17 protein-coding genes are annotated in these 22,142 nt (G+C 61.1%); 11 read left to right on the forward strand and 6 right to left on the reverse strand.

Annotated elements, in window-relative coordinates:
- Positions 1–181: 181 nt before the first annotated feature.
- Entirely contained in the window at positions 182–469 is a 288-nt protein-coding gene (locus G539_RS0120325; protein WP_029076834.1) for a DNA -binding domain-containing protein, read from the forward strand.
- An 18-nt stretch (positions 470–487) separates the two neighbouring features.
- On the opposite strand, the gene G539_RS0120330 is transcribed toward G539_RS0120325, so the two are convergent.
- The 3 genes from G539_RS0120330 to G539_RS0120335 all read right to left on the reverse strand — a co-directional run bounded on the left by G539_RS0120330 (position 488) and on the right by G539_RS0120335 (position 1,995).
- Entirely contained in the window at positions 488–1,009 is a 522-nt protein-coding gene (locus G539_RS0120330; RefSeq protein ID WP_029076835.1) for a DUF2285 domain-containing protein, read from the reverse strand.
- Between the two features lie 46 nt (positions 1,010–1,055).
- The gene (locus G539_RS27635; protein ID WP_342665076.1) at positions 1,056–1,376 is read right to left on the reverse strand and encodes a transcriptional regulator domain-containing protein; all 321 of its coding nucleotides are present in this window, start codon (positions 1,374–1,376) and stop codon (positions 1,056–1,058) included.
- 91 nt (positions 1,377–1,467) lie between these two features.
- The gene (locus G539_RS0120335; RefSeq protein ID WP_029076836.1) at positions 1,468–1,995 is read right to left on the reverse strand and encodes an antirestriction protein ArdA; all 528 of its coding nucleotides are present in this window, start codon (positions 1,993–1,995) and stop codon (positions 1,468–1,470) included.
- A gap of 641 nt (positions 1,996–2,636) precedes the next feature.
- Here G539_RS0120335 and G539_RS0120340 point away from each other — a divergent pair.
- The 6 genes from G539_RS0120340 to G539_RS0120360 all read left to right on the forward strand — a co-directional run bounded on the left by G539_RS0120340 (position 2,637) and on the right by G539_RS0120360 (position 9,641).
- Complete coding sequence (locus G539_RS0120340) at positions 2,637–4,235, forward strand: ATP-dependent nuclease (RefSeq protein ID WP_029076837.1); 1,599 nt, start codon at positions 2,637–2,639, stop codon at positions 4,233–4,235.
- The gene (locus G539_RS0120345) at positions 4,222–5,304 is read left to right on the forward strand and encodes a UvrD-helicase domain-containing protein (RefSeq protein WP_029076838.1); all 1,083 of its coding nucleotides are present in this window, start codon (positions 4,222–4,224) and stop codon (positions 5,302–5,304) included. The genes G539_RS0120340 and G539_RS0120345 overlap by 14 nt, the downstream gene beginning before the upstream one ends.
- A complete protein-coding gene (locus tag G539_RS27240; protein WP_156912080.1) occupies positions 5,304–5,882 on the forward strand; it encodes a hypothetical protein in 579 nt (192 codons plus the stop codon). Before G539_RS0120345 ends, G539_RS27240 begins: the two co-directional genes overlap by 1 nt.
- Positions 5,879–7,570 (forward strand): hypothetical protein, encoded by a 1,692-nt coding sequence (locus G539_RS0120350; RefSeq protein ID WP_029076839.1) that lies wholly within the window; start codon positions 5,879–5,881, stop codon positions 7,568–7,570. Before G539_RS27240 ends, G539_RS0120350 begins: the two co-directional genes overlap by 4 nt.
- Before the next feature lie 254 nt (positions 7,571–7,824).
- On the forward strand, positions 7,825–8,862 hold the full coding sequence (locus G539_RS0120355; protein ID WP_139208202.1) for a hypothetical protein: 1,038 nt from the start codon (positions 7,825–7,827) through the stop codon (positions 8,860–8,862).
- Between the two features lie 62 nt (positions 8,863–8,924).
- Entirely contained in the window at positions 8,925–9,641 is a 717-nt protein-coding gene (locus G539_RS0120360) for a toll/interleukin-1 receptor domain-containing protein (protein ID WP_029076841.1), read from the forward strand.
- A gap of 412 nt (positions 9,642–10,053) precedes the next feature.
- Here G539_RS0120360 and G539_RS26395 read toward each other — a convergent pair whose 3' ends face one another.
- Together G539_RS26395 and G539_RS27435 are read right to left on the reverse strand one after the other, a co-directional pair.
- Positions 10,054–12,105, reverse strand: a complete 2,052-nt coding sequence (locus G539_RS26395; protein WP_245576925.1) for a sensor histidine kinase — start codon at positions 12,103–12,105, stop codon at positions 10,054–10,056.
- Entirely contained in the window at positions 12,096–12,395 is a 300-nt protein-coding gene (locus G539_RS27435) for a hypothetical protein (RefSeq protein ID WP_156912081.1), read from the reverse strand. Before G539_RS27435 ends, G539_RS26395 begins: the two co-directional genes overlap by 10 nt.
- Positions 12,396–12,409: 14 nt before the next feature.
- Here G539_RS27435 and G539_RS0120370 point away from each other — a divergent pair, with 14 nt between their 5' ends.
- From G539_RS0120370 to G539_RS0120385, 4 genes are all read left to right on the forward strand, one after another.
- Positions 12,410–13,123, forward strand: a complete 714-nt coding sequence (locus tag G539_RS0120370; RefSeq protein ID WP_029076842.1) for a response regulator transcription factor — start codon at positions 12,410–12,412, stop codon at positions 13,121–13,123.
- Positions 13,124–13,859: 736 nt separating this feature from the next.
- Positions 13,860–17,519: an autotransporter outer membrane beta-barrel domain-containing protein gene (locus G539_RS0120375; RefSeq protein WP_245576926.1), complete on the forward strand. Its 3,660-nt coding sequence runs from the start codon at positions 13,860–13,862 to the stop codon at positions 17,517–17,519.
- 117 nt (positions 17,520–17,636) lie between these two features.
- Positions 17,637–18,767 carry a helix-turn-helix domain-containing protein gene (locus G539_RS0120380; RefSeq protein ID WP_029076844.1) on the forward strand — a complete coding sequence of 377 codons (1,131 nt, stop codon included), beginning with the start codon at positions 17,637–17,639 and terminating at the stop codon, positions 18,765–18,767.
- A gap of 257 nt (positions 18,768–19,024) precedes the next feature.
- On the forward strand, positions 19,025–20,494 hold the full coding sequence (locus G539_RS0120385; protein ID WP_029076845.1) for a mannitol dehydrogenase family protein: 1,470 nt from the start codon (positions 19,025–19,027) through the stop codon (positions 20,492–20,494).
- Positions 20,495–20,918: 424 nt separating this feature from the next.
- On the opposite strand, the gene G539_RS0120390 is transcribed toward G539_RS0120385, so the two are convergent.
- The gene (locus G539_RS0120390) at positions 20,919–22,133 is read right to left on the reverse strand and encodes a trans-sulfuration enzyme family protein (protein ID WP_029076846.1); all 1,215 of its coding nucleotides are present in this window, start codon (positions 22,131–22,133) and stop codon (positions 20,919–20,921) included.
- Positions 22,134–22,142 lie beyond the last annotated feature (9 nt).

The raw sequence follows: 22,142 nt of genomic DNA on the forward strand, positions 1-22,142 counted from the left end.
GAACGGCACCAACTCCTTGACCTATGGTCGGGGAGCCTGTGGCGTATACAACAGGCTTTCCGAGCTAAAGGCCATGGGGCCGTTTCGTGACGGTTACTAACTCCCCGATCACCAAGAGTCAGAGAGAATCGTTTGCGGGGGCGCACCGCAGACAAAGCTCTCTCGGATACGGGGAATGACTATGCGGGTTCCCGTCGAACTCGATCCAGATGTGGACGATGAAGCGCCGACCGGCGACACCATAACCGTCTATGACGAACAACATTACGTCACATATCTGCGTTTGCTGGATGCGAAGGCCGAGGGCGCGGACTGGAAGGAAGTCGCGCGGATCGTGCTGCACCGTGATCCGGCCGCTGAGGAACTGCTGACCCGCCGTTGCTGGCAAAGCCATCTCGAACGCGCGCAATGGCTATCGCGTGAAGGCTATCGGAAGATTCTGGAGCAGGCGGCAGCCAATAGGGCGTGAGGTCGATGGCCGTGCCCATCAACGCTTGTCGGGCTTGATCGGATAGTGGAGCAGAAGGCGATAGCCCCCGCGCATCATCTTGATGCCGTGCGCGACCAGGCGGCGGGCTTTGTTCTTGCGCGGATCGCTCTCGAAATCCTCCTTCGTGCCGCGAAAGCCGAGCAGGACTTCAGCGATGGTGCGATAGCTTTCGCCGCGCAACCGCGCGTCAAGCGCGCGCAGGGTCAAGATATGCCATTGCCGGAGTTGGGCAGGCACGGCTCGGAAATCAGGACCGGGCGCGCGACCGTTGAGGGACCGCCAAAATCGGCGGGCCGCGTGAGCACGCAGTTCCAGAAACGAATCCATCGGCAACGTGACGGCGTAGAATGCGGCGGCATCGGGCACGGCATCGGGCAGCCAGAATTGATGCGCGACGCCATCCACCTGCCAGATGCCGTGCCAACCATCGGCGGCGCGGCGCAAGTCAAGGCCATCGAGATGCGCCAGCGTCAATATTGGTTCGGTATCGCCGTTCTTGTGATCGACCGGCGACAACATCACCGCTTGCGGGTGAAGATTCGGATTCCAGATCGGCGATTGCGGGTCATGCTGCGCGTCGGGATCGCACGGGAAATCGCAAGCCCCAGCGATGTGCAAACATTTCGAGGTCACTGCCGGTCGGTTCCCCGGTCCTAGCGATGGTCTCGAAGTCCTGACGATAATCGTCATTCCGGCGCAGGTATTCCCAAGCGAAACCGGCGGCCGGAATTTGCTTCGCGTGTCTGTATGCCGCCGGCAAACGCCAGTCGATGCTTAGCATGGCGTCACCTCTCAAAGCCGGGGCGCGCGAGGCTGCGCCCGGACAAGAGAGATTCAAGTATCTATTCAAGTAATATAAGATGCTCAAAGCAGATATATTGATCATCTAACGCGATCAATATTGGTTATTTTCTTCTTAACACTATCTCGTTGAGTTTTACAGTCGTCGCCCGCATGTGCGAGCAAGCGACCGGCCTTCATCTGCTGGAAAACACATGGACCTCATCATGTGCGGTCTCTACGGTGAAAAGGTCGCCACTCATTTCAGCGTCTCGCGCCATTGCCTGCCAATCGACATAGTAGCGTAGCGCCTCGGGAATCGTGATGCTCTCGGTGGTCAGTTCCTCCATGTAATCGGCGAGACTGCCAAACTGACCATGATAGCAGTCCTGCAAGGCGGTTTCGGCTTGGTCCATGTCGCCGATGAACTGCTCCAGCAAGCCCGCGCCGAGTGCGCCATGCTCTGAGATGAAAGCGCCTATACGCGCCACGGTGTCGATGCCGGCATATTCGCTGATCGTGATGCCCTCGAAGCCTTCAAAGTCGTGGATGGCGTATTCCTCTGCGTGCGCGATGGGGGACCGTGCCAGCATGGTCACAATCTTATCCCTGATTTGGTCCGCGTCCTGATCCGCGTCGATCCAAGCCCCATGCAGATAGCCGCTATTGTAGGCGGCAAGGCAGGCCACATAGATGCGGGGGCTGCTCTCGGATATGTTGGTCATGTCTCTGATCCTCGGGTCTGAAGGTCAGCGAAGCGGAACGCCGCGCCTGACCTTCTGGCCGTCGCCGAGACTGGGGTAGCAACGAGCAAGGGCGACCGGGGTGGAGGGGGATCACCCGGCATGCACAAGCCCCTCGGGGTGCGGAAGGCTGGGGATGCCGCCCCGGACGGTTCCACTTACCTTGCTGGCGCGAGGGCAAGGCCCTTAGCAAAATTGTTGAGGATCGCGCGGCGGCGGCCGTGCCGGCCCGGAGGCGAACGCGCTTCCACATTGCGCTGTAGAGAGCCGGAGGGCAGCGAGTGGCAAAGCCACGCCACCACCTTTTCTCCGTCGCAAACATCCTGCAACAGACTGAACAGAAAGGATATTTCAGCGGTTCAAACGGCATCGAGCCAGTTCCGCGCCAATGGGGAGACTTCGGCCCTCCCCAAATCCCATCGACAAGGAAGCGTTCCTGCTCCCATTGACCCATAACCGAGGAGCTTTCGAGCTCCTCTGGACACTCCCGGTCAACCCTGAGCGGATTGGATGCCTTCAGGAGTTTCGCGCTCTGAACCATGGCCGAGCAACCAACAGGCGGATATTGACCTTTTGCTTCAGGGAGTCTCGATGCTATTCTAGGACACAGGGGGAGTGTCAAAGTGTTCATACATCGCGTCGTTATTCAAAATTACCGCTGCCTAAAAGCAGCGGATGTCATAATGAACGACAATCTAAACGTGATCGTCGGAAACAACGAATGCGGAAAATCTACGCTTCTTGAAGCCGTTCACCTCGCGTTGTCCGGTCAGCTCAATGGCCGACCGCTTGTGGTGGAGATGCACCCGTATCTGTTCAATCTCGACCTTGTACGCAAATACATCGATAGTCTAGCAGCAGGCGAGAAACCACACCCCCCGCACATCCTCCTTGAGGTTTATCTCGCCGACGACCCGAACCTGACTAAGCTCAAGGGCGATCACAATTCGCTTAAAATAGACCGCCCCGGCGTATCGCTCAGCATTGAGCTTAATCCATCACATGCCGAAGACTTCATTCAGTATGTCAGCGATCCCGCAGAAATTCGCACCGTTCCGATTGAATATTATCGTATCGTATGGCGCAACTTTGCAGGCAACGACATTGCCCACTCTCGCGACATTCCACTTCACGCGAGCCTCATCGACGCCAGCACGCTCAAGAACAATGCTGCCGCAAGCAGGTATGTCGTGGACATTGTTAAAGAGAGCCTGTCGGCACAAGAAAAAGTCGATCTTGCTCTCACTTATCGTCTGATGAAGGACCGCTTTCTGGAGCAGCCCAAGGTCAAAACAATCAATGACGCGCTTGCTCTAAAAAAAGGGAAGATCAGCGAGAAAACCATATCTGTTTCGCTCGACACGTCGGCCCGTGCGAGTTGGGAGGCAGGGGTAATGCCCCACCTCGACGACATTCCGCTCACGCTTGTCGGCAAGGGTGAGCAGAACGCCGTCAAGATCAAGCTCGCGATGGAGACGTCCGCCAAGTCCCACATCATCCTGATCGAAGAGGCGGAAAACCATCTCTCCTACGCCAGCCTCAACGAGTTGATCGGGCATATTTCCGCGAACGCGGGCACGAGACAGATTTTTATTACGACCCATAGCAGCTTTGTGCTGAACAAACTGGGCGTAGAGTCGGTGCTCCTGTTCCAGCGAGGCAGCGGCGTTCGGCTTTCTGATTTAGCAAATACGTCAACACAAGACTATTTCATGAAGCTGCCGGGCCACGACACGCTGCGTCTTATTCTCGCTAAGCGGTCCATTTTGGTCGAAGGCCCATCCGACGAGCTGATTGTGCAGCGCGGCTACCAAAAAAAGCACGGAAAGATGCCACTGGAAGATGGAGTCGACGTGATTTCCGTCAACTCCCTCGCCTTTAAACGCTTTCTCGAAATTGCGGTTCTGCTAAAAACCGAGACCGATGTCGTGACCGACAATGATGGCAGCGTGGCCGGGCTGCTGGCGAAATATGCTAATTACCTCACCTCGGATGTTGTCAAAATCCGGTACGACACGGACGAGACGGCCAAGACCCTTGAGCCACAGCTCGTCAAAAAGAACGGGCTGACAACCATAAATGCGGTACTCGGCAAGACTTTCACCGACGAAGCGAGCGCCATCGAATACATGGTCAAGAACAAGGCAGATGTAGCCTTGAGGTTCTTCGAGACCACCGTGGATTGGTCCGTGCCGGACTATATAGCCGATGCCATCCGCTAGCCGCATCGTTATAGCCGCCGCCGGCGGCGGCAAGACCACCCGCGTCGTCGATCAGGCGCTAGGTGCTGACACAGGCATTACGGCGCTTGTGACATACACGCGGAATAATATCCGCGAGATCGGGCTCAAGATGCATGAACGCTCAAGGGCGATCCCTCCGCATGTCGAGGTGATTTCGTGGTACACGTTCCTCTTGCATGAACTGGCCCGCCCCTACCAGTCAGCAATGCACTCCCGCAGGATCGATGGATTTTTTTGGACCGAAGGAAAGTCGGTCATTTATGCGCCGGAGGCCAACACGGCAGCACATTATTTTTCCGATGGCCGCCTAATCTACTCCGATAAAATCTCGAAGTTCATCTGCGCGTGCGACGCCAAATCCGGCGGTTCGGTGATGCGAAGGTTGCGGCAGCGGTTTGCCCATATCATCATCGACGAAATTCAGGACATGGCGGGCTACGACCTAGATTTGCTGGAGCTGATGCTCAGGTCGAACGTCAGGGTGACGTTCGTCGGCGATCACCGCCAAGCCACCTTTGCCACCAACAATGCTCCGAAGAACAAGGCTTTCCGAGGCCCGGCTATCATCAATAAGTTCGAAGCATGGAAGAAGGCAGGACTAGTCTCGATTGACTACGAGAGCGAAACTTACCGCTGCAATCAGGCGCTTGCTAATCTTGGCGACAGCTTCTTCCCGAACGAGCCGAAAACGAAATCACTCAATGGCACGATCACAGGACACGACGGCGTGTTCCTCGTCAAAAGTGCCGACGTGGACGCCTACATGCATCAGTTCGCGCCGCAGGCTCTACGCTACTCCGCAGCAACGAACTGCGAGCTTCCCGGAGTCATGAATTTTGGAGAATCGAAAGGGCTCACGTTCGACCGCGTCATGATCTACCCGCACGGACTTGCTAAGAAATGGCTGAAAACCGGAGACCTCACTCATGTAGCTAAGTCGGTGGCGAAGATGTATGTTGCATCAACACGCGCGCGGTATAGTGTCGCGTTTGTCTATGACGGCGCGACCTGTGCTATCCCCGCCACTCGGTGGATGGCAGTCGTCTGATGGGCAACATCAAAACCAACTCAGCACCTAAAATCGCCTGTATCGGCTGGGGTTCGCTCATATGGGAGCCGCGTGATTTGCCTATAATTGGCGATTGGCATTCTAACGGGCCTAGCCTTCCGGTGGAGTTTGCTCGGCAATCCTCCGCAGATCATATCACACTCGTCATAGTTGAAAGCGATCATCGCGTTCCCACGCTGTGGGCCGAGTTGAATGTGGAGACCGTCGCTCAAGCCGTTGAGGCGCTCAGGGTAAGGGAGGGCGTGCCCTATGAAAGTTCAATCGGCCGTTGGCCTAACGATACTCAAAAAGAATATCTATCGAGCGATGCTATAGCCGAGTGGGCAACAGCGAATGGAGTGCAGGCAGTTGTATGGACCGCGCTGCTGCCGGGAATGAAGGGAAATAGGGGTTCGATTCCAACCCTGGACGAATTAACCGTCCACCTCGCAAAGCTGGAAGGCTCAGCTCTCTCAAAAGCCAAAATCTACATAGCGAATGCGCCGTCTCAGATAGCCACGCCTTATCGGCAAGACCTTGCCAAGGCTTGCGAAACCTCGTCGAGCGATACGCTATGACAGATGGCGGCCGTAAGTTTTCTGAGCTGCGTCACGACCTGCTTGATCCACAAGCGGACCACTATGAGGTGCCTTTGACATTCGCCGCGACGCTGCGTGCGCACGGTTCATATGAGACCACGCGCTTCGTGCTGCGCCTCAGCCCGAAAAATCATGAGCTGGTGGATAAGCTTGAGGTAAACGCATACGGCGACGGTCCCATCCCTTGGGAAGCGATACAGGCTTACTCGACCTACATTCACGAGACCATACACTGGTGGCAGCATGTGGGCTCGACGTCAGGACTGCTGCTGAGCCTGAGCTATTTCTCGCAGCTACATTCGACAATGGACGAGCTTCGGGAATGCCTGAAAAGGTTTGGCCCGATCAAATCGCTGAAACGATATACCGATGAGGTGTTGCTGGACGAAGGATGGGAGGCTCAGGAAAAGCTCGCTCCAGCAAACTTTGCTGTAAATAATGCGCTCGATATATTCTACTATAAATCATACGCTCTTCGCCCAAGGCAGGCAATACAATGGATGATTAAAGATAATCATTTCGAAGACATTGGATATATGTATAGCATCGTTTACGGACAGCTTATCGGCTTGGTTTCAGGTGCTATCGATCCAGAATTCCAATTTTTGCCAAGCCTAGAGCGCCTCAGCGAAGAAACTCTTCGCTTACATACAGAAGGCCATGAGGGGTTTGTAAAAAACTCAAACGTGCATCTTCCTTATGTTGGACTTCACGCGATTTACGAAGGGCAGGCACGTTTCATTCAGCTTGATTTTCTTAATCGCGCGCGGGACGAGCCGTTGACCTGCGAGGAGTGGCGAACCGAGGGCTATCTCTCAGGCATATACGTTGAGGCTTTTGAAAGCTTCCTGAAGCATACGGAAACGGAATGGCCCTCTTCTCTTTCCGACCCGATTGTCCCGCTTTTCCTTTTGGTGTGCGATCTCGCGATCAATCCTACGCGCGGGCTCCCGTTTGATTTCGGCCATTTGGAAAACTTGATCCACCACGTCGATGTAGGAATACGGTTTGCCGAATTTTGCTTCGCGATCAAAGACGCACCGAATTTGAAATCCGCGATAAAGAAATTATCTTTAGAGGAATATGTTGAGGTTTCAAGCGAGCTTTGTAAAGCGCGCCATTACGACCATCCAATGGCAGCTTTGGAAGAGGTAGTGCGATGGGCGGAGGAATATCCGCTTGTTCAGCGGCTTATGGAGGAGCACCGGACATTCAAATTCAACCCTGAGAACCTGAATATCAGAGTCTTTCTTTCGCACTACATTTCGATGTGTAAAGACAAGTATGAACATCCGCACTTTTTCTGCTGGCCGGGGGCATATATGGCAGGTCATCCGAGCGAGGTGGATTTCCGACAAGTATGGTTGCGCCACTTGTCGCTGTTTAGCGACAAGGCCGACAAGGACGGGGTATACCCCCGAAAATGGCCCGACCGCTCTGAAAAGGCTGTGATGGAAACCTTCAATCGCTTTTATGGCACGATGGCGCTCTATGAATTAACCGAGCAATGGATTTTGCGCGATGGGCCGTTCAATTGTGATTTTAGCTGGATGTCTGACAATTACGATGAACAGTCTTTCAGAGGCTGGGCAAATGACAGTTTCAGAAAGGCTTTCGGGGCTGATCTTTCCGCGTTCAAAATTCTAGGCTCCAAGCCGCAGACGTAAATGGCAGGGGCGAAGTCCATCCAAACGTTGAATGCGCGCGGCAATGTCATGCTTTAGGTCACGTGCGACTATTTTAGAAAGCCGCCGATTCTAAGCTATGACCCGATATTCTGGTAGCGGCACACGGCAGCTTCCCACTCCATTCCCGACAAAACTACCACTGATTGTCACCTCTACTTGGAATACTTCCATTTCGGTTCTTGCTTGATCATTCTCGGCCCCGTACGCTCTTCGTCGCAGCGGGGGGCTGAACAATGGCAAAGCGTTTTCCATGGAAAAGAAATTACCTTATAATTCCGCCGTTTGTGCAGAGCGCACTTAATGACATTGACGGCGACTTCATCGCTGTCGCTGCGACAAAGAAAATCAAACGTGAAGATATTGAAGCGGGGCAGTATAGTCACGCTGGATTAAGCATAGACGGCTCCTTCATCATCGCCGTTGGTCCAACCCACCCCCCTGCCGATGCAGGAAAGTGGTCTGAGCGGAACGCTTATGGCTGGGACCGTAAGCGTGAGGATTGGCCGATGGTCCAGAAGACATGGACCTTCGAGTCACCCAACTTCGGGGACGGCGCGCGCAACGGCTGGACAATGCGTTCTTGGACAAAAGACGTTTACCAGCACCAAATTTTTGAACCGCAGGGCATGACCATCGAAGCGAGTGTACTTGAAGATAGAGGCGGCGAGCAGGTGGTAGTCAAATTTGCTCTCGCGCCCATGCTTAGCCGAAGCGCAGCCGAGTTCGACTTAATGCTGCTTTGGGCGATCAACGTCCTGCAAGAGAATACGGGCGTCACGGGCGTGTTCGCGAGCGACGCGACGCGCGAAGAATACATTTCAACCGTCGCGCTGGACTGGCAAATTTTCCCGCCGGGCAACGCTGACGAAGTTGTTGCTCGCTTGTTGGGATCGGCCGATCCGACGAACGCCGCCGACTTTGAGAAGCATGTTCGCGAGCGGGTGCGACTGTTCGAGGGTTTCGAGCCGAGGGCCTACATACGCGGTCAGGGCGGCTTCGGCTCATATTTCGGAGCACAGTTTGCTGACGATTTAGTCGTGTTCGAGAACCTTAGATACGGCAACGCGGTCTATTTGCTGTATCAAGATTGGAATGAAGCATCGCAACGGTCGCGGCTCGATCTTCTCCGCGATCAGGACGCACACTTTGATCGCGTAGTGCATACTGATGGATGGCAAGATAGGCTTGTATCACTGTTGCACGATAAGCTCTTTGAACGCGGCCTACGGCGGCGGCGGAGTGGCTACCGGTCAAAACGTAGCGGCCGCTGACTTGCTGGAAAACAACTTCAACGTTCCGACAGAACAGTGGATGAGCAGGAGGGGGAGAGCATATGGCTAGATGTACTGCACCAGTAAGGGGACACCGCTCGGCGGCGGCGGCAGCCGACTGCCCCGCATGCGGAGGGCGTTATGGTCGCTCGGGGGGGTATGGCAGCTACGGCAGTTACAGTGATTATAGTAGCTATCGGCCATCTCCCACCCCTTCTTCGTCGGTTAACCGGGGCGGTGGCAGTTCGGGGCAGCGCAGCTCAAAGCCGCGCTGGTCCCCATCGAGTTCCGGGGTGTGGTACACGACTGAAGAAGTGAGGACACTTACTCCTGTCCGTGAATCTGTCGAAAGCCTCGCAGTTTCGCAGCCTGATCTCCGAGACGTTTTCCTGTGCCACGCGTGGGATGACCGACAGGGGGCCGCGAAAGACCTTCATGACCTTCTCGAAGCGCGCGGTGTTCGCGTGTGGTTTAGCGAAAAGGACCTCGGCCTTGGGGTGCCAATGATGCGGGCGATTGACAAGGGCTTGGTGAACTCTCGCGTAGGTATCGTGCTGGTTACGCCGGCCATGTTGCGTCGCCTACCGGCAGAAGGTGTCGCGGACAAAGAGCTTTCAGCGCTTCTTCGACGTGAGCGGCTCGTGCCAGTTGTACACGGAACGACGTACGAGGAACTTGAGAAGGTCAGCCTTCTACTAGCGTCTCGGGCTGGGTTGAACACTGCCGAAGAATCTATGGCGGCAGTTGCGGCTAAGATTGCCGAGTTGGTCGCGGCTTAGGAAAATCGGGTGATAAGCGGGTTGAGCGTCCGAACTCGGGACTAGGTGCCACCAGATCGCGATTGTGCCTGAAAGGCGGGTTTCATGGAATGTCCGCTGGAACCCGCTACTCCGCTTCGCACCCCATTTTAGCCATTCGTTCTTGCTTCAATTTAGAGGGCTATAGCGTAGGTGTAGTTCTCCGTTTCGTCGGCTTCGGCCCGCCATTCATCCAAGCCGATAGCTTTGAAACTGCCTGGCAACGGGTCGCTGGACAGGCATCTGTCCGGACCTTCACCGCCGCCGATGCAGCCTGCTCGCCGCCGCGCTCGTCAGCGTGCGCGGACGACGCGATTCAAGCCGAGCGCTTCCGCTGTCGCGTCGGCCGGATGGCCCATGCCCATCCGCTGTCGCAAATCGAATCCCCGGATTCTCAATCCTCGCCCAGGTCGGCGAATTCGTTGCGGAGAGGCGTCGTCCGGCCCGAAACAGGATCGTCCCGGCCTGCCGCCTCGACGAGAGGCAGGGAGAGACGGAATGTCGACCCGTCGGCACGGCTGGCGACGAGGGTGAGGTCGCCGCCATGCTGCCGGGCGATCTCGCGCGAAATGTAGAGACCCAGGCCCGATCCGTTCGTCCGCTGGCCCGCGGCGCGATAGTATTTCGCGAAGACCATCTCCCGGTCCTCTGGCCGCACGCCGGTGCCGCGGTCCTCCACGTCCACGAACGCGACCTCCGGATCGACGCTCAGGCGAACCGTGACCGGGCTTCCGGCCGGCGAGTATTTCAGCGCGTTCTGGATCAGGTTCTGCAGCGTGATCTCCAGCAGGTAGCGGTCGCCACGGACCAGGACTTCGCGGCCGTGCAGGACGCGCACGCGCTCGGCGGAATCATCATCGAGCCCGGCCCTGGCGACCTCGAGGATATCGTTCAGGTCCAGCGTCTCGATCATCGCGTGCGGGGCCTCGCCGGCATCGAGCCGGTCGCCGGCGAGCACATTCTCGATCAGGATCGACATCCGCTTGACCGTCTGGCGGATCTTGGTCGCGCGCAACCTGATGTTGTCGGCGCCCTCGGCCCCGAAATGCGAGAGATTGTCGGCCGCCGCCGCGATCACCGCCAGCGGTCCGCGAAACTCGTGCGATACCACCGCCACGAAGTCGCGCTGCTGGGCCAGGGCGTCGTTGACGGAATCGAGCGACTGCCTGAGCTTCGCCTCAAGCCCATGGCGCCGATCCATCTCCGCCTTGAGCGAGGCGTTGCTTTCGGCAAGCTCCGACGTCCGCTCGCGGACCTTGATCGTGAGGTCGCGCTCGGCCGCCTTCGAGATCGCGATCACGCGATCCTGTTCCGCGCGCAGACGACGCTCGGCAAGCTGGGTCGCGATGCGGCCGCCGAGCAGGATCAGGGCGAGGCCGAGCCCCGCCGCCAACCCCGCCGTCACCAGATGCTGCGTGCGCATCGGGGCCAACTCATCCAGCGCAGCCAGCGTGAGCAGTCGGTAAGGCGTATTCATTAGCGCCTGACGCCTCAGGAGATAGGGCCTGCCTTCGATGAGCCATTGGTCGGTTTGCCCGGCCTCGGCCAACGCCCGCACGGCCATGGGCTCACCGAGTTCTTCCTCGCCGTCAGGCGGCGCGATCGTGCCTGGCGGCAGAAGCGCCGCGACGTTGCGCAGCATGAAGGGCTCGGACGAGGTGGTGATCACGCGCCCCTGGCGGTTCACGATCAACGCCACGTGGCGCCCTGTCAGGTAGTGCGCCACGTCCGGCGCATCGAACTTCACCGTGACTGAGCCCAGCGGAACACCACTGTCGTCATCGATGCGGCTGGCTACGAAATAGGATGGAGTTTTGTTCAGGCGTGCGATGCCAAAGGAGGAGCCCGTGCCGTTGCGCAGCGCCTCGAGGAGATAGGGCCGGCCCGAATAGATCATGCCGACGATGCTGTCCGGCTCGGCCCAGTTGCTGGCAGTCACCGTATCGTCCGACATGTTGTTCATGTAGATGCGGGCATAGTCCAGATCGCTTGCCAGCCCGTTCATGAAGTCGCCGACCGCCCGCACCAGCGGGTCGCGCGTGAATTGGGCGGCGCGCTGCTGCCGCGTCAGGTCGATGGCGCCGGGCGGATCGGTGCGGTAGCGGGCCGCGAGCTGAACCACCTGGGCCTGGTTCGCCACCATGTTGGCGACGCTGACCATTTCGGTGAACAACCGGTCCATGACGCGGGCGGTGGTGGTGGCCTCGTATTCGGCGCTCGCTGCCAGGCTGTCGAGCTGCTCTGTCAGGATGCGCTGCGACATCCACCAGCCCGTGCCGGCGACCAGCGCCAGCCAGGCGACGGCAACGATCAGCGTCACCCGGCGCACGATCCGCATCTGCCGCTTGCGCTGGCCATTGCGCGGCAGCCCATGGTTCTCTCCCTCCCCGCCGAGAGAGCGAACGCCCGAAACGGCCTCCTCCATCGCCGTGCCCGTCATCGACATGCCTCCATCCGGTCCGCATCCATCCATTGGCCTTGCTTGCCTCTCGGGCGGCCAATGCGTTCGGGATGGAGCTCAAGCGGCATGTCGGATTGTCCGGAAGCGATATTGTTGGTGATGAGCGTGCCGGCGGAATCATCGGCAACGGCGTGGCAGTCGCCGCCGGAAGGCGGCCCCCCGCGCGAGCCCGCCGGCCACGCCGGGCGGACCCAGGCGACTTGCGGCGGCAGGCATCCGGGCGGGATGGACAACGCAACCAATAGATGAAATCGAAGACTGTCGAAGTGCTGCATCGGGAGCTTGGGGGATGACCGGGGAAGTGGGTAGGGAGAGCGACGCCGCGATCGGTCCCCTCGTCTATATCGTGGATGATGACGAGGATTTTCGCGAGGAGATGGTGTTTGGCCTATCCAGGCTCGGCGTGAACGTCCGCGGGTTCCACGATGCCGCCGCCCTCTACCGGGCCTACGCCGCCACGCCATCCGACATCGTCATCCTCGACATTGGCCTGGAGGGCGAAGACGGCCTGTCGATCGCGAGCCATCTGCGGAGCTCGCAATCGGTCGGCATCATCATGGCAACGGCGCGGGGCTCGATCGATGACCGGGTCGGCGGCCTCAGCACGGGCGCGGACGCCTATCTCGTCAAGCCGATCGATGTCCGGGAGCTCGCCGCCACGGTGGTGGCGCTCAACGACCGCCTCGACAGGAGCCGCGCTTCCGCGCCGCCGCCGGTCCCGCAATGGGCCTTGGTGGAGGGGGGATGGGTGCTGACCGACGGCCTGGGCCATCGTCTCCGCCTCACCACGTCGGAGCAGCGCTTCCTCGATCGCCTGTTCCTCGAGCGCGGCCAGACGGTCGAACGCCGCGCGCTCGTCGAGGCGCTCGGCGCGGACGTCTATGACTTCAACTACGCCCATCTGGACACCATAGCGAGCCGCCTGCGTCGTAGAGCCCAGAAGTGCGACATGCTGCTCCCTCTGCATGCGATCCGTGGTCAAGGCTTCGCCTTCACCGAATAGAGTGACCCGCTTAATCCAGATTCCGCAAGGTATTTTCGCAGGATTCCGACCAGTAAAACTTTCGCCTAAAGCTCTTCCAAGTGTCAGGAAGTGACAGGATCTGAAAGTTACTGAAATTGAGACTGGTCGTTCCGGCAATTATTTGAAGGGAGGGGAAGAGCTCGCGTTCGGCGCGCTCCATTGAGAAATGCAGGCGGGCGCATCGCAAGATCGGCAACGATCCCGGCACCGCATGCAGGCGGGGATGACATGGATCGGGTTCTGCTCGAAAGACCAGCCGAACCGGGGCGCGTGCGGCCATCCATATCCGTTGAGCCTATCCGGGAAGCGGCGGGGGACTTGCCCGATGATCGCCGCGCCCTGGCCACCCGAAATCCCGCCAGCTCCTTTCGTCGGTTCGCTCCGACCGCCCTCCTTGCGCGGTCCCGGTCCTCGCCGGAACGCTCCCGCGCATCGCGGCTCCCGATCCCCGTAACGAAGCTTCCGCGAACCCGGGCGATCCAAGCCGGATCGCCGATCCCGCCCGCGCGCCTCTGCGCCGCCCCGGGCGGCTCGTCGCGCGCGACCAGTCCGCCTGCGACCGGACGGCCGCCTTCCGCCGCCTGCCGCGCCCTGGCGCGCCGCGTCATCCGCTCCGGACGTCGCCCAGCCCCATGAGCCCTCGGATCGCCCGCCCCCCCGGCCCCGATTGCCTCCCATGACCTCGAACAGCCACCAGCACCATCAGGAACGAACCATGCGCAAAGTAAATCTCATGAAATCCGCTGGCGAAGAGAGCAATGCGTGCTCGAAGCAGGAGTCCGGCTGGCGCTCGTTCCTTGTGAGAGGGGGCCGTGCGACCAAGTACAAGGGCGTCGTCGGTGGCGTCGCGCCGCAGCTCGCCTCGGCCGGACTGGTCGCGCTGGGTGTCGTCGCGTTTTCGGGTTCCGCCGCCTATGCCGGCTCTTGCAGCACGTCCGACAACATCAACTTTGAATGCTCGGGCGCCGCGGGCGCGCCCGGCGCCGACGCGCCAATTGTGATCAACAATTCCGGGACGACAACGGTGACGACCGCTCCGGGATTCGGGATCGACGCCAACGACACGGCCATCCGTATCGACAGCAGCGGCGTTGGTGATGTGACCTTCTCGGATACGAATGCGTCTTCGATCACGGGAGCCAATGCTGGCATTCATCTGAACGCCACGAACACCGGCACGGTTACCGTAGAGTCGAACGGAACCATCACAGGCAACACCGGCGCGGGCATCTATTACCAAGGCACCGGCAATCAGATGGGGCTGACCATTGACGTCAACGACGTAAATGGTGGCGGGTACGGCATAAATATCATCGACTATGACGGTTCTGACGCGGTCAACATAACCGCGAATGATGTTACCGGCTCGGGCAACGACGGGGTCTTTGTCTCCACCGCGGGCGCGAACACCGACCTGACGATCGACGTCAATGACGTCGAAGGGGCGTGGCGGGGCATCAACGCCATCCACAATGGTTCCGGCACCCTTTCCATCACCGCGAACGATGTCACGTCGGGCGCGGGCTACTCGGGTATCGTTGCCGATATGGGGGCGAACACCGACGGCCTGACCATCGATGTCCATGATATCAACGCCGGGCTCTACGGCGTCCTGGCGACTGGCAATCAGGGCACGGGCGATGTTTCGATCACGGCCAACAACATCGACTCGGTCAACAACGGCATCTATGTCGACAATGGTCCGCAGACGCACGACTTCACCGTCGACGTCAACAAGATCACATCCGCCAATGCCAACGGCATCTTCGGCTACTCCAGCGGTACCGGGGACACCAACATCACGGTGCGCGACTCCATCACGGCCGGCACCAACGGCATCTGGATCGATGTGGATCCGAGCTCTGCCGCCGGCGCCACGACCATCGATGTCGGCGACATCTACGCCGGCAACGAAGGCATCAATCTCGAGGCGAATGCGAACACGACCGACCTCACGATCAAGGTGAACGATGTCACGTCGGGCGCCAGTGGCATTCGGTTCAACACCTGGGGTTCCGGCGACGTCAAGGTCACCGCCAACGATATCGACGCAGGCTTCATCGGCGTCTGGCTCGACACGGATTGGACCACCAAGGACCTGACCATCGACGTGAACAACATCACGGCCGCTGACGACGGCATCAATGCCGTCCACAGCGGCGACGGCTCGGTCAACATCACGGTGCGCGATTCCATCGTCTCCGGCGACGACGCCATCGAGCTCTATCTCGACAATGGGGCCGTCAAGGACGTCAACCTCGACATCAACAACGCCAAGGGCGCCGACTACGGCATCTATGTCGTCGACCATTCCGACGCCGTCGACCCGACCGATCCCGACGCCAACAACGACCTCACCATCACCACCCGGGGCAATATCGAAGCCGGCAGCGGCTGGGGCATCTACACGGCAACGGATGCCGGCGTGATGACCCGGATCCACGTCAAGGACGGTTCGACCGTCCGGGCGAACAGCAACCTGGCGATCTTCAACGACGATGGCGACAGCGTGGTGACCATCGAGGACGCCTCCGAGGCCTCGAACAGCATCGTCGGTCGGATCGAGCTCGGCGCGGGCGTCGACGTCCTGAACCTGCATGGCGGCTTCTCCGGCATCACCTCGCTGTATGGCGGCAAGACTGTCGGCGACACATTGAACGTGTATGACGCCAACAGCAGCTATGATGCCGACGCGCTCGGCCCGTGGGACACGATCAACCTCGTCAACACCACGCTGAAGCTGTCGACCGGCACGGATACGGACGTCGGCGCGGCGACGGACATGTCGAACGGCATCTTCCTGCACAATTCCGTGCTCGATGTCAGTGAAAACACCGACTACGACTCGTGGGGCAACCTGTCGATCGACGCGACGAGCGCGTTCTATTCCCGCGGCGACGCGGTGGGGAACGGCGTCCTGATCGTCGGCGGCCTCCACAATGACGGCCTCGTCTCGCTCGCCACGCCCGCAGGCGTCGGCGTTGCCGGCGATACGCTGACCATCCAGGGCCAGTACTCGGGCGATGGCGGCGCCCTGCTGATCGACACGGTGCTCGGCGACGACACCTCCGTGACAGACCAGCTCCGTTTCCAGGGTGGCACGGCCGAAGGCACCACCCGCGTCGCGGTGAACAATACCGGCGGACTGGGCGCACCGACGGTCGAGGGCATCAAGATCATCGACGTCAGCGGTGCTTCCGACGGCACGTTCTCGCTGATCGGCGACTACAAGATCGCCGGCCAGCAGGCCGTGCTGGGCGGCGCCTATGGCTATACGCTGTGGAAGGACGGCCTCTCGACCCCGAATGACGGCGACTGGTATCTGCGTTCGCAGGTCGCTCCGTCTGGTTCGGGAAATGGCGGCCTTCTCTACCAGCCTGGCGCGCCGGTCTTCGAGGCCTATGCGGGTGTCCTGCTCGGCCTGAACGGCCTGTCCACCCTGCAGCAGCGCGTCGGCAACCGGTCTTGGAGCGGAACGCCCGCCAGCGATTCCAAGCTGGCCGGCGAGCCCCTGTCGGGGATCGAGGGCCGCGGCATCTGGGGTCGCATCGAGGCGGCGCACACCGCGATCGATCCCAATGCCTCGACCACGGGTTCCGACTATGACTTCGACACGCTGAAGTTCCAGGCCGGCGTGGACTTCCCGGTCCTCGAGAACGAATCCGGCAAGCTGGTCGGCGCCGTGACGGCGCATTACGGCCACGCGTCAGCCGACATCTCGTCCTCGTTCGGCAATGGCTCGATCAGCACGGATGGCGCCGGCTTCGGCGGCACGCTGACCTGGTATGGCAATAGCGGCTTCTATGTCGACGGCCAGGCGCAGGTGAGCTGGTACGACAGCGATCTCGGCTCGGACGTGCTCGGCAACCTCGCTTCCGGCAATGACGCCACGGGCTATGCCCTGTCGCTGGAAACCGGCAAGCGGATCAGCCTCGACAACGGCCTGTCGCTCACCCCGCAGGCCCAGCTGGTCTATTCCTCCGTCGACTTCGACTCGTTCACGCAGACCTATGATGACCGGGACATTGCCTCGATCTCGCTGCTGAACAATGACAGCCTGCGTGGTCGTCTCGGCCTGTCGCTCGACCAGAACAAATCCTGGCGCGCCGACGACGGCCTGGTGTCTCGCAGCCATGTCTACGGGATTGCCAACCTCTACTACGAGTTCCTAGACGGCACCTCCGTCGATGTGTCCGGTGCCACCCTCTCCAGCCGGCCCGACCGTCTGTGGGGCGGCGTCGGCCTCGGCGGATCCTATGACTGGAACGACGACAAGTATTCGATCTACGGCGAGGGTCTGATCAACACCAGCCTCGAGAACGTCGCCGACAGCTATGACCTCAGGGGGACCGCCGGCTTCCGCGTGAAGTGGTAGCCGCCTCCTGAAGCGGGAGCAATTGCGGGGAGGCGCGGGCCGGCAAGGCCCGCGCCTCCCCGAAACGTCGAGAAACGTGGACCAGCCCGACCGAGAGGCATGTCTCGAAAAATCACGATGTCCGACAAAGAAGAAACGGCCCGGTTGCCATTTGTCGAACGACGGCACTGGCCCCGTATGGAACAGGCTCCGCTGGGTGACGCCATGGCGCGGCGGCCATGCCTTGTTCCATTGCGGTTTGCGACGAACCCCCTCCCCAGGCAGGAACAGTTCGCCGCCTGGCGGGCTCACATGTCCATCCTGGTCGAGACGCGGCTGCCGGACGAAACTGACCCCGATAACGGATTCGAAGTCAGCCAGACCGCGTGGGACCTGGGCGGCATGGTGCTCCTGCAGCAGACCGCCCCTGCCTATCGCTTCGAGCGGACACAGGAGAAGTTGCAGTTCAGCCCCGTCGATCACTGGACCATCACGTTCCTGCGCAAGGGCAGCACCTGGACGGGTGTCGACGGGCGCGTCGCCATGAATACGCCGGGCACCCTGGAAATCCGTTCGCTGGGCACGCCGTTCCGCGGCCGCGCCTTGGCCACGGAAGCGGTTTCGCTGATCGTCCCCGTCGATGAGTTCGCGGATTGCGGAGGCCTGCCCGCAACCAGCAACAACGCGATCCTTGGCGGCCTGCGAGCCGAATTGCTGATCAACTACCTGGCCAGCCTTGCGGCCAAGCTAGACCACATCACCTGCGAAGACCTGCCCTCCGTCAAGGACCGGTTGCGCGAGATGGTATTCGAGACCGTCGCGCCCCTCGTGACGCGCGACCGGGATGATGACCGCACCACCCAAATCGGCCTGATGGCGCGAGCCCGCCGCTTCATTCAGGGTAACCTGGCTTCCGCCGAATTGACGCCGGACACGCTCTGTCGCGAGCTTGGCATTTCGCGCACCCGGCTTTACGAGCTCTTCGCCAGTTCGGGTGGCGTTGCCAACTATATCCGCAGGCGGCGTCTGTCGACGGTTCATGCGATCCTGTTCGACCCAAGCAACTCGCAGAGAATTGCGGAAGTGGCCTATGCCTTCGGCTTCGAGTCCGCGGCCAATTTCAGCCGGGCGTTCACGCAGCAATTCGGATACAGCCCAAGCAATGTGCGCAAGCATATGCAGCCGCGGAACGGCCAACCCGATGCAGCATCGGCGGAAAGAGCCAAAATCAGCTTCGAAAAATTGCTGATCATGCTCGGGAATGCATGACGCCCGCGAACTCGCACCCCCTCCGCCATCTGGCCATCGAGCCCCATCGACGGAAGGGGGGCGCCATCAGCGCGGTTCAGAACCGGCGCCTCGTTCGCCGGGCATGCGCCCTCTGCCATTCCCGGCCGTGGCCCTGCCGGTCCAATCCACGCTCAACCGGCTAGTGCCGCTTGCATTTCGATACCGATCTGATCAGGCTGGGCGGCCCCGCGCCGATGCGCGAAAACCCCGTTCCATCAGCCATCAGGGCGGCCGAGTTGACCCACAAGCTTCCTTCCCTGTCCGAGATCACCACCGCCACGGTCCCCGGCTATGACCGCGCCGCGCTCCGCGCCGGCATCCTGCATTTCGGCCTCGGCAATTTCCATCGCGCGCACCAGGCGGTCTATCTGAACGACCTGTTCCAGCGCGGCGAAGGCCACGACTGGGCCATCGTCGGCGCCAGCGTGCGCGAGGCGGACAAGCCGATCCAGGAGAAACTGAAGGGCCAGGACTGGCTCAGCACCGTGGTCGAGCAGGAAGCCGACCACGCCAGCGCCACCATCACCGGCTCGATGATCGACTACATCGCGCCCGGCGACACCGAAGCGATCCTCGCGCGCCTGCGCGACCCGTCGATCCGCATCGTCTCGCTGACCATCACCGAGGGCGGCTACTACATCGATCCGGCGACGCAGGCCTTCGACGCCACGCATCCGGACATCATCCACGACGCCGCCCATCCCGAGGCGCCGCGCACCCCTTTCGGGCTGATCCTGGCCGGCCTCGTCCACCGCCGTGACACCGGCATCGCGCCGTTCACCGTGATGAGCTGCGACAACATCCCCGGCAATGGCCATGTCACCGCCAACGCCGTCGCCGGACTGGCCGAGAAGATCGATCCGGCGCTGGCGCGCTGGGTGCGCGGGACCGTCGCCTTTCCGAACAGCATGGTCGACCGCATCACCCCGGCCACATCGCAGCGCGAGCGCGACATCCTCGCCCGCGACTTCGACATCGACGACGCCTGGCCGGTGTTCTGCGAGAGCTTCCGGCAATGGGTTCTGGAAGACCACTTCCCCGCCGGGCGGCCGGCGCTCGAAGCGGTCGGCGTGCAGTTCGTGCCCGACGTGGCGCCCTACGAGCACATGAAGATCCGCATCCTGAATGGCGGCCATGCCACCATCGCCTATCCGGCGAGCCTGCTCGGCATCCACTTCGTGCACGAGGCGATGGAAGACGAGCAGATCGCGCGCTTCCTGACCAAGGTGGAGACCGACGACATCATCCCGATCGTGCCGCCCGTGCCGGACACGGATCTCGCCGCCTATTTCGCGCTCTGCCAGAGCCGCTTCGGCAATCCGAAGATCGGCGACACCAACCGGCGACTCGCCCATGACGGCGCCAACCGCCAGCCGAAGTTCATCATCCCCTCGGCGGCGGACAGCCTCGCCGCCGGCCGCGACGCCCTCGGCCTCGCGCTCGTCAGCGCGCTCTGGTGCCGTTACTGCTTCGGCACGACCGACGCCGGCGCCCCGGTCGAACCCAACGATCCGAGCTGGGAGCGCCTGAACGCCACCGCCAGGCAGGCGAAGGACGACCCGCGGGCCTGGCTGGCGATGCGCGACATCTATGGCGATCTCGGCGGCAACGAGCGCTTCTCGGCCGGCTTTGCGCGCGCGCTGGACAGCCTCTGGACGAATGGCGTCCGGGCGACGCTCGAACGCTACCTCGCCGGCACCCTGTAGTCATACGGGGGCGTCGAGCGGCGCCCCCCGCTTCGTCCGCCGCCAGGACCCTGGCGGCGTCAGTTCTCGGATTTTCCGGTTTCGGCCTTCTCGCGGGCGATGCGGGCGCGGCGCACGGCGCGGCGAGCCTCGATCTCTTCCGGCGTGCTGACATGCGGCGGCGGCAGATCGGCCGCGGCCCGCGCCAGCGCTTCGGCGGCGTCGATATCGACGCCGTCGGCGATCAGGGCGGCCTTGAGTTCGTCGGCGCGGGGCAGAGCGTTGTCCTCGTTGGCCGCGGCGAAGCAGCGGCGGCTGCGGATATCGCCGTCGTAGCAGCCCCTCCGGCCCGGCTCAACCGTGGCGCCCCGATCTCCACGCCTGACGGCTGCGAGCGCGGAGGGCGCGCGGACGCGCCCTCCTTGAATGGACGTAGAGCGCGACGTCAGACGTCGATGTGCATCTGCGCGATCGCCTGGTCGACGTCGGCGATGATGTCGTCGATGTGCTCGATGCCGACCGAGAAGCGGACCAGGCCGTCGACGACGCCCATCGCCTCGCGCTCCTGGCTCGGAATGTCGAGGAACGCCATGGTGGCGGGCATCTGGGTCGTGGTGCGCAGGCCGCCGAGGCTCGCAGCGAAGGAGCAGAGCCTCAGCCGCTTCAGGAGGCGCACGCCGGAGATCTCGTCCGCGACGCGGAACGACAGCATGGCGCCGCCATCCTTCAGCTGCTCCTTGGCCGAGGCGTAGTTCGGGTGCGACTCGAGGCCCGGATAGAACACCCGCATCACCTTCGGGTGCTTCTCCAGATATTCCGCCAGCTTGCGCGCGTTGGAGCACTGCTTCTCGACCCGCAGCGCCAGCGTCTGCGCGCCGCGCAAAAGCAGCCAGGCGTTGAAGGGCGACAGCGGCGCGCCGAGCTTGTTCAGCGTGTTCCAGCGCACGTCCTCGAGCCAGTCGGCCGGCAGGATGTCCGACTTCAGCGTGATCACGCCGCCGACGGCGTCGTTGTGGCCGCCGATGAACTTGGTCGCGCTCTCGACGACGACGTCGACGCCGAAATCATGCGGCCGGCAGACGGCGGGCGAAGCGAAGGTGTTGTCGCAGATGACGACGATGCCGCGCGAATGAGCGAGTTCGACCAGCGCCTTGAGCGGCGGCACCTTCATGGTCGGGTTGGCGATCGACTCGACGTAGAGCACCTTGGTCTTGTCGGTGAACGCCGCCTCGACGGCCTTCACGTTGGTGCAGTCGACGAGATTGACCGACAGGCCGAAATCCTGGGCGCGGTGATCGAAGAACTCGTGCGTGCTGGAATAGGTCGTGAGGTCGGCGACGAGGTGGTCGCCCGCCTTCAGGATGCCGAACAGCGCATGCGAGATCGCCGCCATGCCGGAGGCGGTGGCGAGGCAGGCGGTGCCGCCGGTCAGCTTGGCGACATGGTCCTCGAGCGCGTACTCGGTCGGGTTGCCGCAGCGCGAGTAGATGTTCACTTCCTTGCGCGCGCCGGCCACGATCTGGTCGTAGATGTCGCCGCCATACTGGAAGTTGGCCGACATGTAGATCGGGTAGCTGATCGACTGCGAGTGTTCCTCGGGCTCGTAGAACACCGCCTGGCTGGCGAATTTCAGGTCCGGAAGCGGGGGCTTGGACGACATGGGGGAGCT

Origin of the sequence: Kaistia adipata DSM 17808, from assembly GCF_000423225.1 — a bacterium.
Lineage (GTDB): Bacteria > Pseudomonadota > Alphaproteobacteria > Rhizobiales > Kaistiaceae > Kaistia > Kaistia adipata.

Coding starts and splice junctions, on each gene's coding strand:
- G539_RS26395 (WP_245576925.1), bottom strand. CDS start 12,105: ATGTCGATGACGGGCACGGCGATGGAGGAGGCCGTTTCGGGCGTTCGC.
- G539_RS0120355 (WP_139208202.1), top strand. CDS start 7,825: ATGGCAAAGCGTTTTCCATGGAAAAGAAATTACCTTATAATTCCGCCG.
- G539_RS0120370 (WP_029076842.1), top strand. CDS start 12,410: ATGACCGGGGAAGTGGGTAGGGAGAGCGACGCCGCGATCGGTCCCCTC.
- G539_RS0120330 (WP_029076835.1), bottom strand. CDS start 1,009: ATGTTGTCGCCGGTCGATCACAAGAACGGCGATACCGAACCAATATTG.
- G539_RS0120335 (WP_029076836.1), bottom strand. CDS start 1,995: ATGACCAACATATCCGAGAGCAGCCCCCGCATCTATGTGGCCTGCCTT.
- G539_RS0120390 (WP_029076846.1), bottom strand. CDS start 22,133: ATGTCGTCCAAGCCCCCGCTTCCGGACCTGAAATTCGCCAGCCAGGCG.
- G539_RS0120360 (WP_029076841.1), top strand. CDS start 8,925: ATGGCTAGATGTACTGCACCAGTAAGGGGACACCGCTCGGCGGCGGCG.
- G539_RS27635 (WP_342665076.1), bottom strand. CDS start 1,376: ATGATCAATATATCTGCTTTGAGCATCTTATATTACTTGAATAGATAC.
- G539_RS0120375 (WP_245576926.1), top strand. CDS start 13,860: ATGCGCAAAGTAAATCTCATGAAATCCGCTGGCGAAGAGAGCAATGCG.
- G539_RS0120350 (WP_029076839.1), top strand. CDS start 5,879: ATGACAGATGGCGGCCGTAAGTTTTCTGAGCTGCGTCACGACCTGCTT.
- G539_RS27435 (WP_156912081.1), bottom strand. CDS start 12,395: ATGCAGCACTTCGACAGTCTTCGATTTCATCTATTGGTTGCGTTGTCC.
- G539_RS0120380 (WP_029076844.1), top strand. CDS start 17,637: ATGTCCGACAAAGAAGAAACGGCCCGGTTGCCATTTGTCGAACGACGG.
- G539_RS0120325 (WP_029076834.1), top strand. CDS start 182: ATGCGGGTTCCCGTCGAACTCGATCCAGATGTGGACGATGAAGCGCCG.
- G539_RS27240 (WP_156912080.1), top strand. CDS start 5,304: ATGGGCAACATCAAAACCAACTCAGCACCTAAAATCGCCTGTATCGGC.
- G539_RS0120345 (WP_029076838.1), top strand. CDS start 4,222: ATGCCATCCGCTAGCCGCATCGTTATAGCCGCCGCCGGCGGCGGCAAG.